At 65.4% G+C, this 15,949-nt stretch carries 7 protein-coding genes; 3 read left to right on the top strand and 4 right to left on the bottom strand.

Annotated elements, in window-relative coordinates:
- Nucleotides 1-91 precede the first annotated feature (91 nt).
- The gene (locus LDO11_RS12450; RefSeq protein ID WP_232141829.1) at nucleotides 92-8,866 is read right to left on the bottom strand and encodes an ESPR-type extended signal peptide-containing protein; all 8,775 of its coding nucleotides are present in this window, start codon (nucleotides 8,864-8,866) and stop codon (nucleotides 92-94) included.
- 154 nt (nucleotides 8,867-9,020) lie between these two features.
- Here LDO11_RS12450 and LDO11_RS12445 point away from each other — a divergent pair, with 154 nt between their 5' ends.
- From LDO11_RS12445 to LDO11_RS12435, 3 genes are all read left to right on the top strand, one after another.
- Nucleotides 9,021-9,335, top strand: coding sequence for a DUF1153 domain-containing protein (locus LDO11_RS12445; RefSeq protein WP_100323853.1), 315 nt, complete (start codon nucleotides 9,021-9,023; stop codon nucleotides 9,333-9,335).
- Nucleotides 9,335-10,153 (top strand): IS3 family transposase, encoded by an 819-nt coding sequence (locus LDO11_RS12440; protein WP_232141828.1) that lies wholly within the window; start codon nucleotides 9,335-9,337, stop codon nucleotides 10,151-10,153. Before LDO11_RS12445 ends, LDO11_RS12440 begins: the two co-directional genes overlap by 1 nt.
- A 150-nt stretch (nucleotides 10,154-10,303) precedes the next feature.
- Complete coding sequence (locus tag LDO11_RS12435; RefSeq protein WP_232141827.1) at nucleotides 10,304-10,660, top strand: hypothetical protein; 357 nt, start codon at nucleotides 10,304-10,306, stop codon at nucleotides 10,658-10,660.
- A 407-nt stretch (nucleotides 10,661-11,067) separates the two neighbouring features.
- On the opposite strand, the gene LDO11_RS12430 is transcribed toward LDO11_RS12435, so the two are convergent.
- From LDO11_RS12430 to LDO11_RS12420, 3 genes are all read right to left on the bottom strand, one after another.
- Nucleotides 11,068-13,641 carry a DEAD/DEAH box helicase gene (locus tag LDO11_RS12430; protein WP_232141826.1) on the bottom strand — a complete coding sequence of 858 codons (2,574 nt, stop codon included), beginning with the start codon at nucleotides 13,639-13,641 and terminating at the stop codon, nucleotides 11,068-11,070.
- 195 nt (nucleotides 13,642-13,836) lie between these two features.
- Nucleotides 13,837-14,457, bottom strand: coding sequence for a DUF3800 domain-containing protein (locus LDO11_RS12425; RefSeq protein WP_182669304.1), 621 nt, complete (start codon nucleotides 14,455-14,457; stop codon nucleotides 13,837-13,839).
- A gap of 6 nt (nucleotides 14,458-14,463) precedes the next feature.
- Nucleotides 14,464-15,867, bottom strand: a complete 1,404-nt coding sequence (locus LDO11_RS12420) for a DNA methyltransferase (protein ID WP_232141916.1) — start codon at nucleotides 15,865-15,867, stop codon at nucleotides 14,464-14,466.
- Between the last annotated feature and the right edge of the window lie 82 nt (nucleotides 15,868-15,949).

The following is a 15,949-nucleotide window of genomic DNA, read 5'->3' as shown; positions in this document are numbered from 1 at the left end:
TCTTGAGAAGCCCGTGCATTGGGAACGGGCGGTGTCGAATCCCTGATCTCGTCAATGGAACAACGGGCCCGGCAACGGCCGGGCCCGTTTATCACCACTGGATACCTGCACCCACCGAGAAGCCCCAGTCACGCGCGGTGTTGCCGCTGGCCTGCGCACGGTAGACGTAGCGCCCGTTCTCGGTGACGCCCGAGAGACCGACGGCCATGCCGTACTCGCTCTGGTAGCCGCCGACACCGACCGCCAGCATGCTCTTGCCCGGCAGGTAGGCCTGCGGCAGACCCGCCATTGCCATCGCCGACGAGGTCGCTCCGCGGTAACCGCGTTCGATGGACCACATGTCGTCCTGGATCTGGGTGATGCGACCGTCGGTGTACTGGTTGGCCACATTGATGGCCTGGTTCACGCCACCGGTGAGCTGGTTGACGTTGACCGCATCGGTGCCCGCGATGCCGGGCGCAACGCCCGAGATCGTGCGACCGCCGACGTTGACTTCACCCGTCGAACTGCTGCTGCCGACATACGCGCCGTTGTAGTTGCTCTGGGCGCCGACCGTGGTGGCCGAACCCGCGCCCAGCGCCACGCTGTTGGCATGACTCGCCGTCGCGCCCTGACCCAGCGCCGTGCTGTTGGTGGCCGTTGCCTTCGCGCCCTGCCCGACCGCCGTACTGCCTGCGCCCGTGGCCTGGCTTTGATTGCCCAGCGCGACACTGTTGTTGCCGCTCGCGACTGCGCCATTGCCACCTGCCGATGCGTTCTGTCCGCTCGGCGTCGGCGCGACATAGGCCTCGCCCTGGCTGATCTGGAACGGGCCGCTGGCGCCGGTTTCGAGACTGTCGAGGCGACCGCCCACTTCCAAGACCACGCCTTCCACACTGGACACACGATCATCGAGATCGGTGATGTCGCCGCGGATGTCGACGATGTCACCCTGGATATCCGTGATATCGCCCTGGATATCGATGATGTCGCCCTCGATCGCCGTCACGCGGCCATCGATCACATCGATGCGGTTGTTGACGCCGTCGATCTGACCATCCGTATAGCTGTTGGCCTCATTGATGGCGTAGTCCACACCGCCCTGCAGCTGGCTGACATTCACCGCATCGGTCGCTGCCGAGCCCGCGGCGACACCGGTGATCTGGCGACCGCCGACGTTGAGCTCACCGGTGGAATCGCTGCTGCCCACGAACGCACCCTGGTAGCCGGTCTGTGCGCCAACGGTCGTTGCCGAGCCTGCGCCCAGCGCGATGCTGTTGGCGTGGCTGCTCACCGCGCCCGTACCGATGGCCAGGCTGTTGAGCGACAACGCCTGCGCACGCGCGCCGATCGCAATGCCGCCATCCCCTGCCGCTGCACCGCCGATGCCGAGTGCGATCGCTTCGTCGCCTTCAGCCGTCGCGTCCTTGCCTGCTGCGATCGCATCGTCGCCGGTGGCACCGTCGTTGTCGAAGTTGCCGCCGCCGGTGGAGTTCACGCTGTAGTACTTGGTGCGGTTGGTCTCGACAGTGTCGGTGAGCTGGCTCACGTTGACCGCGTCGGTCGGCGCGCTGCCGGCCGCGACGTTGGTGATCACCGCGCCGCCCGCATCGATGCCTGCGAGCGTGACGCTCGGACCGCCGACGATCGTCAGACCGGTGTCGCCCAGCTTCACGTCGGTGCCGATCGCCACGCCCGTGGTGTCGATGACGGTGTCACCCGCGGTCAGGCTTTCGACCTCCAGATCGTCGGCCAGGTCGAAGGTCACGTCGTTGCTGGTCGTCGACTTCGTCACGACGATATTGCCGTCGGCATTGTTGAGGTCGACGTTGTTGCCGGTCGTGCTGTTGACGGCCACGTTGCTGCCGTTCTGTCCCTGCGCGGTGACGTTCCAGCCGGCGTTCGCCGTCTGGTTCACCAGCTGGAGCTGCTCTTCGGTCGCCGCGCGGCCGCTGCCGTCGGCGAAACCGGGCGCAGTGATGGTCTGGTTCGTCAGGCCGCCGATCGTGCCGGCGTCGCCACTGATGACGATCGGGTTCGCGCCGCCCACCGACACGACATTGCCACCGATTGTCGTCGTGCCGCCCGCGTCGGTCACCGAGATGGTGCCAGCGCCGACCAGCGTGCTGTTGCCCGCACCGTCGTCGACCGCAAGACCATCGCTATCGAGCGCCGAGTTACCGGTGGTCACACTGTCGAGATCAAGATCCCGGTTGAGCGTGATCGCGACGACACCGGCATCATCCGCACCGGTCTGCGCGACGCCGAGGTTCGAGTCGCCGGTGAAGGTCACCTGCCCGTTGGGGCCGATGTTCGCCGTATTACCCGCAGCATCGGTCACGTTCCAGCCGGCGTTCGCCGTCTGGTTCACCAGGTCGAGCTGATCTTCAGTCGCAGCGCGACCGGTGCCGTCCGCAAAGCCGGGGTAATCGATCGTGCGATTGGTCAAACCGCCGATGGTGCCGGCATCGCCGCTGATCACGATCGGGTTCGCACCGCCCACCGACACCATGTTGCCCGCGATCGTGGTCGTACCGGTTGCGTCGGTCACGTCGATCGTGCCTGCGCCCACCAACGTGCTGTTGCCGGCGCCGTCGTCGACCGTCACGCCCGTCGTGTCGACCACCGTGTTGCCGGCCGTCAGGCTGTCCACTTCGATGTCATCGGCCAGGTCGAAGGTGACGTCGTTGCTGGTGTCCGCCTTCGACACGACGATGTTGCCGTCGCTGTTGTTGAAGTCGACAGTGTTTCCGGTCGCACTGTTGACCCCGACATTGCTGCCGTTGGCGCCTTCAGCGGTCACATTCCAGCCGGCGTTCGCCACGCCAGCAACCTCGTCGAGCGCAGTGTTGGTCGCATGCAGCTGCGAGCCGTTGATCGCGTCGGTGCTGGTCGCGCTGATGCGGCCTGCAGCAACGTTGGTAATCGTGCGCTCTTCGCCCACCCGACCGACGCTGACCGTGCTGGTCGGCGTGGTACCTGCGAAGAGGTAGTCCGTTCCGTTGAGGGTGACGCCGGCCGTGCCGACCGCGTCAGCCGTCACCGAGCTGGCGCCGAGCGCGACACTGTTGTTGTGCTGAGTCACCGAGTTGGATCCCAATGCGATCGAGTGCACACCGGTGGCCACCGCGTTGACGCCTGTCGCAATGGCACCCGTTGTCGATGCCGTCGCACGTTGGCCCTGCGCAATGCTAAAGGCACCAGCGGCTATTGCGCCGTTACCCACGGCGATTGCGCCCGCGTCCCATGCCTGGGCCTGGTTACCCAAGGCCACTGCGTTTGCCCCACTCGCGACAGCATTTGCGCCGCCCGCATAGCTGTTCGCCGCTGTCGCACTGGCGTTTTGACCGATCGCAACGCTGTTGCTCGCGCCTACCCGAGCAGATTGGCCGATGGCTACCGAGTTGGTGATCGCGACTTGGTCTGTGAAGGTCGGCACGTAGTAACGCATCGAAACGCCGTTCTGCACGACTGTCCGTTCCTCGAACGTCGCCGCGCTTGCACCAAGCTTGATGTCGTTGCCGAAAGCGACGTTGTTGGATGAGGTTCCGCCAACCAAATTTCGGTTGCCAACGGCAAAGTTCTCGCTGCCACCCACGATGCTGAAGACCGTGTCGTTCTTGGCCGCCCATTGGATCCGCGCGACGTTCGGATTAATCGCCGCCACCGAGCCCGAGCCATTGCCGAATACGAACGCGCCAGTGCCGATCGCCGAGGCACCTGTACCCTGTGCGGCGCTGTACACGCCGATCGCGGATGCAGAGCTGACACTAGCGCCTGCAGCGTTGCGGCCGGAGGTTGCAAGAGTACCAAAGGCGACACTATCGAATCCGGAGGCTTGCGCGCGCACGCCAACGGCAGCAACGGTGTCGCCGTTCGCCGTGGATTGTGCGCCGACGGCAGTTGTAATGTTTCCGCGCACCGTCGCGCCAGAGCCGATTGCAGTCTGGATGTTGCCGCCATCGGCCGATGCGCCGCTACCAAGTGCCATGGCTCCGGTACCTGCGCCAGTTCCTGTGTATGCACCGGCGCCGATCGCGATCTGCGATGAGAACTGATTGGACTGCAAGCTACCGTCCCAACGAGTCTGCGCGCCCGACCCAATCGCGATCGAACCGCTACGGTTTGCTTGAGCGCTTTGGCCCAATGCCACCGCATTGCTGTTACCGGCAACTGCGCTTGAACCGATGGCAACCGAATTATCTGCTGAAAGTCCCGGGACGTTCGGAATGCCATTGGGTTGTGCACGAGCCTGCGCACCCAGCCCCACGGCAATGCTGCGCGCACCCTGCGCGCTGGCGTCCTTACCAGAGGCGATCGCATCGGCCCCAATTGCGCCATCGTTCTGTAGGTTCGTACCGCCCGTCGAGTTGACGCTGTAATAACGCGTTGCGCTACTGTTGATCGTGTTGGTCAGCTGGCTGAGGTTCACCGCATCCGTGGGATTCGTTCCAGGCGCGAGATTGACGATCTTCTGGCCGCCGGCATCAATGCCCAACGTCGTCACGCTGGGACCTCCCGCGATCACGAGACCAGTATCGCCGAGCTTGACCGCGTTGCCGACGGCGATGCCGCTTGTCTCGATCACGGTATCGCCCATCGTCAGGCTGCCATCGACGCCGAGATCGATGTCCTTGTTCAACGTGATTTCGATCTCACCACCGTCATCGACGCCCGTTTGGGTCACCGTAAGGTTGTTGTCGCCCGTGAAGGTCACCTGCCCATTGGGGCCGATATTCGCAGCCGTGTCGCCATCGGTAACGTTCCAGCCAGCGTTAGCCGTCGCGTCCACCTGATTCAGTGCGTCCTGCACATTGGTGTGCGGAGTGCCGCCCACCGTGAGACCGGCCGTCACCTGATGCGTCGTCGGGCTGTAGGTGGACGTACCGCCCAAGGCCGCGGCGGTGCTGGTGCCGAGCGAATCCAGATTGGTGCCCAGCGCGTTCACCGCCTGGTTGGTGCGGAAGAGCTGGCTGCCATTGATGGCATCCGTACTGGTATCAGTCACCCGACCCGCGGCGACATTGGTAATCGTCCGCTTCTCGGTACCCGTGCCAACGCTCACAGTCGCCACCGGCGCGGTGCCGGCGTAATCGTAAACGACGTTGTCGATCGTCCCGTTTAGCGTCGCCACCGCTGCCGCCGTCACTGCGTTGTGCCCCAGCGCGACCGAGTTGGCATGCGTCGCACGCGTGCCCTGGCCGAGCGCTGTTGCGCCCGCGACAGTGGCCTGCGCATCGCTGCCGACTGCGGAGGCGCCTGCGGCAGTCGCCCGCGACGCTGCTCCCAGCGCCAGCGTATTGGCCAGCGTCGCTTGTGCATCGTTGCCGAACGCAGCCGAAGCCGCGCCCGAAGCCCGCGAGGCATGGCCTGCAGCAATCGCGTTGATGCCGGTTGCGCGCGCATCGTCGCCGAGCGCGGTGGCCGACGCCTGCGTGGCCTGCGCGCCACGACCGGATGCCGTCGCGCCCGTGGCCGACGCCTGCGCACGGTCGCCCTGCGCGATCGACGAGATGCCACTGGCATTCGCACCCCGGCCCTGTGCCTGCGCAGCCTCTTCGCTCGCGATCGCGCCATCGCCCTGCGCGTTCGACGAGACGCCGCTGGCGTTCGCACCGCGACCCTGTGCCTGCGCAGCCTCCGCGCTCGCGACCGCGCCATCGCCCTGGGCGATCGACGACACGCCGCTGGCGTTCGCGTTGCGGCCGAGTGCCAGCGCCGCTTCCTCGCTCGCGCTGGCGGCATCGCCAATGGCAGTGGACGCCGTCTGCGATGCACGCGACGCGCGGCCGATCGCAGTCGCATCCTGGTACACCGCCTGCGCACCGTTGCCGATCGCGATGGTGTTGATGTTGAGACCTTCCTCGCCGGGCTGCGGCGCGAAACCCGACACCGCGGCGGTGCCGATCGCCACACCGTTGGAGGCCAGGCCGCGGCTGTCGGTGCCCGATGCGATCGAGTTGACACCCGACGCCGCCGAATCCGTGCCGCTGGCCTGCGCATTGAGGGCGCTGGCGCGCGCACGGGTGCCGGTGGCGACCGCACTCTCGGCAACGGCGTGCGCATCGAAGCCTTGCGCGACGGCATTGCGCTCGGACGCGAGCGCGCTGTTGCCGACGGCGATGCCGTTGTCAGCCGTCACTTCCGCATCGGTACCGATCACGACCGCGTTGTCGACAGTGTCGTTCGGCGATTTGCGGTCCGCTTGCGCGTTGGTGCCGATCACGACGGAGTTCAGGCCGTTCGCGACAGCACGGTCACCAATCGCGACAGTGCCGTCGCCATACGCCTGGCTCGAACTGCCGATCGCGGTGGAGCGGTCGCCGAGCGCCGCGACGTTGTTGCCGAGCGCGCTGGCGGCATCGCCGACCGAGCGCGCGCGATAGCCGACCGACAGGCCGCCGTCACCATCCGCATCGGCCTGCGGCCCAATCGCCATGGCGTCGGTGCCCGAGGCGCCGGAGTTGTCGCGATTAGCCGGATCCGTCGAGTTGATGCTCACGTAGCGCGAGGCATTCGCGTCGATCGCGGCGTTGAGCTGTCCGAGATTGACGGCCTGGTCGCCGAGGACCGCGGCGGCCGTCGTGATGGTGCCGTCCGCGTTGCGGATCACCGCATTGCCGGGCGTTACGCTGACCGCGCCACTGGAGACCGCCCGGATCGCCTCGGCGACCGTGGTGTAACGCTGCGGGCCATCTACGCTGTTCAGTTCGATGACATAACCGGTGTAGTTCCCGTCCGGCCCAACGGTAATGTTGCCGCCGACCAGGTTTGCCGTCGCGGTCTGCGCCGCGCGCAGCTGGTTGACGTTTACCGCGTCGAAGCCCTGCGCGCCGTCGGCCACGTTGACGATGCGGCGCTGCAGATTGGACGCGCTGCTGCCGACCGAGACCACGGTGCCGTCGCCAAAGGTGCTGCCGGTGAGGAAGCTCGTGCCCACCCCATCAGTGGCGAGTGCACGCGAATTGAAGCCGATCGCCGCGCTGCCGCCTTCGGCGAACGCGCTGCGACCCAGGGCCACGCCCTGGCCCGCGGCGGAGGCCTCGGTGCCGATCGCCACCGCGCTCACGCCGGTGGTGCGTGCGTTGTAGCCGAACGCGGCCGAATCGCTGGATGCCGACGCGAGCGCGCCGATCGCGGTGCCGCGATCCAAGGCACCCGCGCCCTGGTTGGCGCGATAACCGATCGCGATGTTGAAATCGCCCTTCACGGCCGTGCCGGCCTGGCTGCCGATCGCGATGTTCTGGTCGCCCAGCACGCCCGTGCCCGCCTGGAAGCCGATCGCCGTCGTCTGGTTGCCGACCACATTCGTGCCTGCGCCGGTACCGATGGCGATGTGCGATGTGCGGTCTCCTGCCTCCGTACCGCGGGTGCCGACGCCGGCCCCGGTGCCGAGTGCGATGCCGTTGGGCGAAATGGCCTGCGCGCCGCTGCCGGCGGCGAACGCGTTACCGCCATTCGCCGTGGCCTGGCCGATGGCGATGCTGCCGCGGCCGTTCGCGGCCGCCAGCGCACCAAGCGCGGTCGCGTTGCCTGCATTGGCCGTTGCCCGGAAACCGATCGCGGTCGCCTGGTTGCTCTGCGCGCCGGACACGCTCGCACCGGTGCCGATAGCCAGCGCGTCGGCGACGAATTCGGATGCCACGCGGGCGCCGTCGCCGAGGGCGATGGTGCGGTTGCCCGCCGCGGATGCAGCGCGGCCGATCGCGACGCCACCCGCGCCGTCCGGCGCTGTGGCAGACGCCGTGCCGACGACAGCGCCCTGACCGATCGCGATCGCAGCCGTCGCACCGTCGGTGGTGACGGCACCATCGCCGGACGCCAGGCTGCTGTCGCCGCCCGCGACCGAACGCGCGCCGATGGCGACCGACTCGTCGCCGAGCGCCTGGGAATCCGCTTCCGCCGATCGCGCACGGAAGTAACGCACGCCGCCTGCACCTTCCTCGATGAAGAGGCCGAAGATCTGCCGGCCGGTGACCGCATCGGAACTGACGGCGTTCACCGCACCGTCGGCGACATTGGTGATGCGCGAGCCGCCCGCGTTGATGCCGGCGGTGGTCACGCTCGGACCACCGGCGATGGTCAGACCGGTCGAAGACAGCCGCACCGCGCCGCCGACCGCGACACCCGCCGTGGACGTCACGGTTGCGCCGGTGGTGACGGTGTCCACGTTGAGATTGCGATTCAGGGTGAGCGCGACGCCTGCCGCATCAGCGGCGCCGTTCAGCGCGACACCCAGATTGGGATCGCCCGAGAACGTGACCCGGCCGTTGGGCCCAATGTTGTAGGCAGTCGCGCCGACCGCTACATTCCAGCCTGCACCGGCCTGCGCCTGCACGGCCTGCAACTGCGAGAGATTGACCGCGTGGTCGACGGCGCTGCCTGCCGCGACACCGGAGATGACGCGATTTCCCGCCTGGATTCCGGCCGTGGTGATGCTGGGTGCACCGGCGCCCAGGGTCAGCCCATTGGCGCCGAGCCTGACATCAGGGCCGATGGCCACGCCGGTTGTATCGATGCGCGTTGCGCCGGCCGTGACCAAATCGACGTCGATGTCGCGTGCCAGCTGGATTTCGATGACGGCATCGTCGTCGGTGCCGGTCTGGGTCACGCGGATGTTGGGATCACCGGTGAAGGTCACCGTGCCGTCAGGACCGATGGCGGCATCGTTGGTGCCATCTGTCACGGTGAACTCCTGCGCGGCCAGCGGCGCGCTGAGGAGCGCGATGCACAGGGCCGAGATCGGCAGCGCAGGGTTCCGGGCGCCGCCGACCAGTCCGGACAGCGTGGACGACATGCCGGCGGGACGATGTCCCGAGGCCAGTTCGGAAGCCACCACCCACTGCATCAGGGTCGAATTCCAGACCCGGCGGAAAATCCTATTCATTAATGCTCTCCTCTGATCGCGCGTATCGACCAAGCCGAAAACGCGACTGACTTGGCAGTTAAAATGGATGTGCTGCTCAAAGAGCATTCTTTATACCAACTTGTAATGACCCAGTGATTTTCTGCTCAGGTGCTACCTTTTCACGGAGAGCACGATGAGCCAAGTGATGGAAGAAGAGATCAAGCGTTGGACGGCGCGGCGGAAGTCGGCGCTGGTGCTGGAGATCATCCAGGGCAAGACGACGGTGGCCGAGGCCAGCCGGCAGTTCGACCTGACCCCGTCGGAGATCGAGGGTTGGGTCGACGACGCAAAGCGCGGGATGGAGAACGCCCTGCGAGCGAAGCCCGAGGACGTCCGGGAGCAGTACGAGCGGCAGCTCAAGGATCTGCAGGAAGCCTACGGCGAAGCGATGCTGGAGCTGCGCGCCCGAAAAAAATTGACGTCCCTGTTGGGCAAGGACGAGACCTGATGGTCTCGATCCAGCAGGGACTGCGGGACGATGGGTTCGAGGTCTCGATGGTGAAGCTGTGCCGCTGGTTTGGCGTGGCGCGGCGCACGATGTATTACCGGCCCACCAAGGCGCCGCCGACGGTCAAGCCGGAGCTGGCGGAGCCGATCAAGACACTGATCGAGGAGGAGCCATCGTTCGGCTACCGCACGGTGGCTGGACTGCTTGGCATGAACAAGAACACGGTGCAGCGGATCTTCCAGCTCAAGGGTTGGCAGGTCCGCAAGCGGGCCATTGGCCGCCGACCTCGAATCCAGGCATTGCCCTCCGTCGCGCAAGGGCCGGATGAGCGTTGGGCGACCGACCTGTGCCGGATCTGGGGCGGCCGGGACGGCTGGCTGACGCTGGCCTTGGTGATCGACTGCCACACCCGGCAGTTGCTGGGCTGGCAGCTCTCGCGAAGCGGTCGCGCAACCACCGCGGCCGCCGCTCTCGAGCAGGCCCTGATCACCCGCTACGGCACGCTCGGGCGCGTCCCCGTGCCGTTCCTGCTTCGCTCCGACAACGGTTTGGTCTTCACCAGCCGGCACTACACGCGACTGGTCCGCAGCTACGGCTTGAAGCAGGAGTTCATCACCCCCCACTGCCCGCAGCAGAACGGCATGGTCGAGCGCGTCATCCGGACGCTGAAGGAGCAGTGCGCGCACCGCCACCGCTTCGAAACCCAGCAGCACGCGATCCGGGTGATCGGCGACTGGATCCAGTTTTACAACTATCGGCGCCCACACCAGGCGCTGGGCATGAAGACACCCGCTGAGGCTTATGCTTTAGCGGACTGACCTGAGCAGAAACCGCTGGGTCATTACACCTGTGGAAGGGGGCAAAATCTGACAGCGCGCGTCACATTCAGAGGTTGCGACCAAAGCCCTTCAGGCGTTGCTGCACGCGGACTGGCTCGAGAGCGCCCGCCAGGCTGCTATAACGTCGCCATGAAAAACCTGACGCTCGCCGCCACCCTGCTGGCGGTCTCTTCGCTTCATCCCGTCTTCGCCCAGACCGCCCGGCCGCAGGCTGCGCCGCAGTCGATCTACGCAATGAGCGCGGCCGGACTCGGCAGCGCAATGACCTATTGCATGACCAAGCACGGGCCGCTTCGTGAAGGCTCCACCGCTGCCCGCTGCTATGCGCGCGCGCGCGCGGTGCTGGCTGCCGCTGATGTACGCCGCCATGCCGAACAGGCCGACGCGCGCTGCGCCGACCCCGGCTCCTTCAACGCGTGCATCACGCCCGAGGTCGGCCGGTTCGTGTTCGCGCTCAATGCCGAGTTCGCCAAGCAGGCGCTTTGAGCCGTTCGACCTCGAACGACGAGCTGGCCGGCGGGGCCGCTGGACAACCTCCGCGGATGCCTGAGGGAGCGCCGCTGTGACGGGCGCGAGTCACGCGTGATGCGCCTCAAGGCGGTGACGAATCTACGCGGGACGCGCGCTGTGATTCAGCGCAGTGCGCGCAGCCGCTACCCGCAGCGGCACATGCATGTGCTTGCGCGGCAATACGTCTCGGGAGTGGTGGGTCGTGATGGATTCGAACCATCGACCAGCGGATTAAAAGTTGCCTTTTGAATCAATAACTTGCTGATTCTCAAGGCAAACCGGCGTTAGCCCATGTTAGCCGGTTTTACTTGAAGATCAATAACTTACGTTAGCTTGCTGCAACGCACAAGAACTGCGCGGTGTACCGCTGGTGTACCGCCAAGTCAGTGGGTCAGCGCGGCCAAGCGCACCTGCCAATCGTTCTCCAGCACGAGTTCGCAGTGCAACGCGCGGTTGTCGCCGAGGTCCAACGCCATGTCGCCGACGACCTGGCCACTGTAGTTGCCGCTCAGCAGGTCCAGGAGGTCGCGCTTGTAGCGCGAATCGGGGTTATCTAGGTGCTGGCCCTTGGTCTCCAGGACCAGCACGCGCTCGCTGGCGCCTTCCTGGCGCACGGCCACCACAAGGTCCGGGTACACCTTGTGCTTGCGCCAGCCCTGCAGCCCGTACTGGCTGCGCGCCACGTTGCGGAACCACCAGTGGGTCGCGGCCTTGCCATCCACATAACAGGCCACGTTGCGCTCCAGACCGTTGAGCCCGTCCTCGGTCGCCGGCACGAACAGGCTCTTTTCCGCCTGTACGCCATCGTCGCGCAACAGGCCGCGCAGGGGCTTGGCGAGAGCAGCTTCGAAGGTCTCGGGCACCTGGTAGTTGCGTCCATCGGTGTGCAGGCTGAATTGCACTCGTCCGGTCGCGATTTCGTCACGAAAGATTGCCTCGGCCATCGCGTCCAGAGCAGCTTCAAGATGCAACCGCAGTTGATCGATGATCAATCCGGCGCGTTCGCCGATCTTCGAGACATCAACTCCGGCGCCGGCCAACTCGTCAAGCAGACGATCCACCAGTGCCCGCGCCTGCCAAGCATTGGGCACCAGGTCGCTGATGGCGCGGCAAGCATGCACAGGATCGAAGCCGGGCGTTTCCCCGACACTTTCGCGGTCCTGCACCTCCAGCAACTCGCGGCCTTCCACAAGGCCGATACGCATGAAGTGCGATGCGGCCTGCGCATCCCCCGTGGCCAACCGCTTCGCCAGCGGCGCCACGTCGATGGCCAGCGGATCGGTCCGCCACAACAAGTCCATCTCGTAATCCAGGTCACGCACCCGGTCGTCCTCGACCCAGCGCACCAGCGGCAGGAAGATACGCAGCGACTCCATGCCCTTGCGACGCTTCATGGTGGTGCTGTCGCCGGTATCGCCGCCATCCCTGGTCTTGACCTGGGTGGCAAGGTCGCCCATGCCGTCCTGCTCCAGCCCGCCCTTGATCGCGGCGATCACGTCTTTCGTCTTGCTGTGCACACACAGCACGTAGCACTCGTCAAGCGAAGCGATCCCGGTCTTCTCGGTATCCGGCTGGCGCAGGATGCGGCCGATCAGCTGCGTGAGCGCGCCCTTGCTGCTGACCGAGGCCAGCGAGCACAGCACGTAGGCGAACGGGCAGTCCCATCCTTCCTGCAGCGCCGACTTGGTGATGATGAAGCGCACCGGATTGGTCGGGCTGGTCAGGTCCTGCCGCTCGGGCGCCCTCAGGTCGTCGCGCTCGGCGCTCTTGATCGCAATCTGGTCCTCGCGCAGGCCCAGCGTCATCAGGTACTCGAATGCATCCTCGCTATGCACGTGGCTGCCGTCGCGCTGGTCCTTGCCGGTCCGCTCCACCTGCACCAGGCAGATCGGCCGGATGTAGCGTGCGCAATCGGCATGCAGGCGTTCCGCATCGGCCTGCAGGGCGTCGAGCTGAGCCAGAGACTCGCGCAAGCAGGCACGCCAGTCCTTTCCGGCCTTCACCGCGACGTTGATCGGCAGCTTGATCATGTCCTCGTCGTCAAGGTCGGTGCCGCGCACGTCGCACAGCCAGTTGCTGTACACCGGCGGAGAGTCCTTCGGCCGGTCGGCCGGCGTCGCGGACAGCTCCAGCACGAAACTGGGGTTGAACCCGTACAGCGTGTCCATCGCCAGCTTCGAGTAACCCTTGTGCCCCTCGTCCAAAACCACGATGGGACGGATCGCGCGCAGCGCATTGCCCAGCGAATCCTTGACCACGTGCCAGTGCAGGGCCACGTCACTGTAATAGTCGAGGTTGGGCACGTCTTCCAGCCAGCGGGCATGACCGTCGCGGTCGTCCGCCGCCGGGAAGAAGCCATGCACGCTGCCGCGGTCGCGGAACAGCCGCAGCGATTCCTTGGTCTCGCGATTGGCCGACTGCAGCATCAGCAGCATCACGCACAGGTTGCCGTCCACGTCGGCACGATTCAGCGGATCATCCTTCTCCAGAATCCGGGTGCGGCCGCCGCTGGCTTGGTCGAGCATGTGGCGGTAGGGGTGCTCGCGGTCGCGCAGTGCCTTGCGGGTTTGTGAGTAGATCGCCTCGTTGGGGCAAATCCACAGGACAAAGCCAGTGCGCTGCCGCTGCCACTGGCCCAGAATGCGCGAGATGCTCGCCGCCGCCAGCAACGTCTTGCCGCCGCCGGTGGGTACCTTGAGGCAGACATTGGGCACAGGCTTGCCGGCGCCGCTGACGCGCGGGCTGAAGGGAACTTCGGCGCGCGCGGCCGGCAGCTTCCCTGCCGCAGCCATGGCGTCCCAGGCCTTCCGGGTGAAGTCCGCCACCTGGATACCGGCATCGGGATGCTCGGCCGCCAATGCCGCCTGCTTGGCCGACATGGCCGCCTGATCCGAAAGTGCGTTCAGATAAAGGCTCAGGGTGGCCAGCACATTTTCCTGAAAATCCTTGAATTTCATTGATTTTTCCTCACTCCTCTCCCCGTCGGCATGCGCCTCGTGGCGCTTGCAACGGCAACGGAATTCCGTAAGATGCCCGGTACCGAGCCCCTTCGGACCGAACCGTCTCCGTATGGTGTGCTTGCCGGGCAATCGCCCGACTAGGCCGAAGGTGCGGACAAGGGAGCGACCACGTCGCTCCCTTCGTCTTTTGGGCTAGCGGAAATCCCATACGTCCCCCAGCCTCCCCGCACGCGCCAGCACCTGCCGCCAACGGTCCGCATGCTTGCGGTCATCCGCCCGGTATGAGCGGAAGATGGCGCCCGAGGCCATGTCCGCCAACTGGATCAGGTTGTCGCGGTGCGACTCGGCGAAACGGATGCTCCGCACCTGGCCCGGCTGCAGCTGGTGCCGCAGGTAGGTATTGAGCTCGTTCTTGAAACGACGGTCACCGCTGCCGTCGATCTTGATCCGCGCATCGGTCAGCACGCCGTGGTCGTTCGCCAGCAGCAGTTTGACGAAGAAGTTGTAGAACAGCTCCTTGCGCTCGCGCAGGTTCTCGCTGTAGATCGCCGACTTGTCCACCACCAGAGCCCGCACGCTGAAGCGGCAGCCACGCACGCAGTCGAAGAACGCATCCTTGATGTCGTCGTGGCACTTGGAGAACTTGAACTCGGCCTTCAGCGCCAGCTGCTGGCGTAGCGTGCCGATCGCCGCGCTGGTGCGTTCAGCCTCGGCGAAGTCGTCGAACACCACCATGGCGATCACGAAGTGCGACGACGAACCGCGCACCAGCTTGAAGCCGGGGTCGCCGCTCTCGTCGATCAGCACCAGCACGCGTGATCAGCCTTTCTCGATGCGGTACAGCGCATACGGCAGCGGCGCATGCTCGACGCCCAGCTCCAGCAGCTTCTTCTGCGGCACGAACCGGGCGGGTGCGAACACCAGATGCGGCTTGTCGTTCGCCGTCGCGGCGATGGTCTCGGCCAGCGACAGCGTCAACGCCGCCTCGCGTGATTTCAGGTAATCCAGATCGGGCCGGTAGACCAGCCAGACGTGGTATTGCGCGCTTTCGCCCAGGTAGCCGTCACCCTCGCGCACCTTGGCAGGATCGAGCGGCTGACCGGTTGCGGTGTGGAACAGGTATCCTCCAAAGGCCGCGAATGACGGCAGCGACTTGCCGGTCAGCAGGTCGTCCAGCTCCAGCTTGTCGCCGAGCGTGCAGTAGGTGAAGCCGCCGCCCAGCCCGTCCGTTTTCTTCGCGACAGCCTTCTCGCCGGTGACGACCAGCTCGCCGTCCTTGACCGTGGCCTTGACCTTGTCGAAGCGACCCTCATTTTTCTGCTCGACCAGCGCCACCTGATCCAACAATTGATTGGCCTTCTTGAGTTGCGAGAACGTGAGCTTCTGGCGCAGCAGCTCCTCGCGCTGGGTGCCAGTGTATTTGTAACCGTTGATCACCCGGCGCACGCGCTCTGCGGTCAGCGTGTCGGCGTAGTTCTCGCATTCGACCAGGATGAACTTGCGGTTGCCGCCGTCCTTGGCGTTTTGCGCCAGCACGGCGTGGGCCGTGGTTCCGGAGCCGGCGAAGGAGTCAAGGATGAGTGCATCCTGATTCGGTACGAGCTCAATCAGCTTCTGCACGAGCGCGACGGGCTTGGGAAAATCAAAGGGATTGGCGCCCATGACCTCGGACAACGTTTTGCGAGCCAGGTCCATATTTAGATCGGCGTCTAACCAAATGGTCTTTGGCTTTGTTGTGCTCTCGGTGCCATCTTCGGCACTCAGATAATCCTTCCGGAAAACCCGCCAACTGCCGTCGCCAGTCTGGCGGCCGACAAGCAGCTTCCGATCCGCTTCAACCTTAGGAACACTCCACGTCCAGCACGTTGGCTCACCATTGGAATCCAACGGCAGCGCTTCGGCGGTATGCGAACTGTCCTGCTCCGTAGACACACTCCCCGTTTTCGGCGCTACGTAGATCGGGAAGTAGAGGTTTGGCCGCGTCTTTGGATTGAACGCCGAGTTGCGATTTCGCAGTTCAAGCAAGCGATAGCGACCGTCGGCGTCCTCGTCCTTGTATTCCGCAATCATCTTTTCGGTCTTCGGCGCTCCCGTTAGGGTCGTGAATCGTGCGTCCTTCGCAAACGCAAGGACGTACTCGTGCGTCTTCGCAAAGAATCTGTCCAGGTGACGCCCCTTGGGAAACTCTGAACAACTCCCCCGACGTGGGCGACAATAGCGCAACGCGATGAGGGTGACGATCGATGCAGCTGACGTTCGGTGATGCCGAAGGCATGGGCAAGCGCAAGCGGACCCGCAAGGAGAT

Source organism: Alterluteimonas muca (genome assembly GCF_021191595.1).
Lineage (GTDB): Bacteria > Pseudomonadota > Gammaproteobacteria > Xanthomonadales > Xanthomonadaceae > Luteimonas > Luteimonas muca.
Note: the sequence above shows the minus strand (reverse complement) of the source record. Positions and strands in the feature narration are given on the sequence as shown.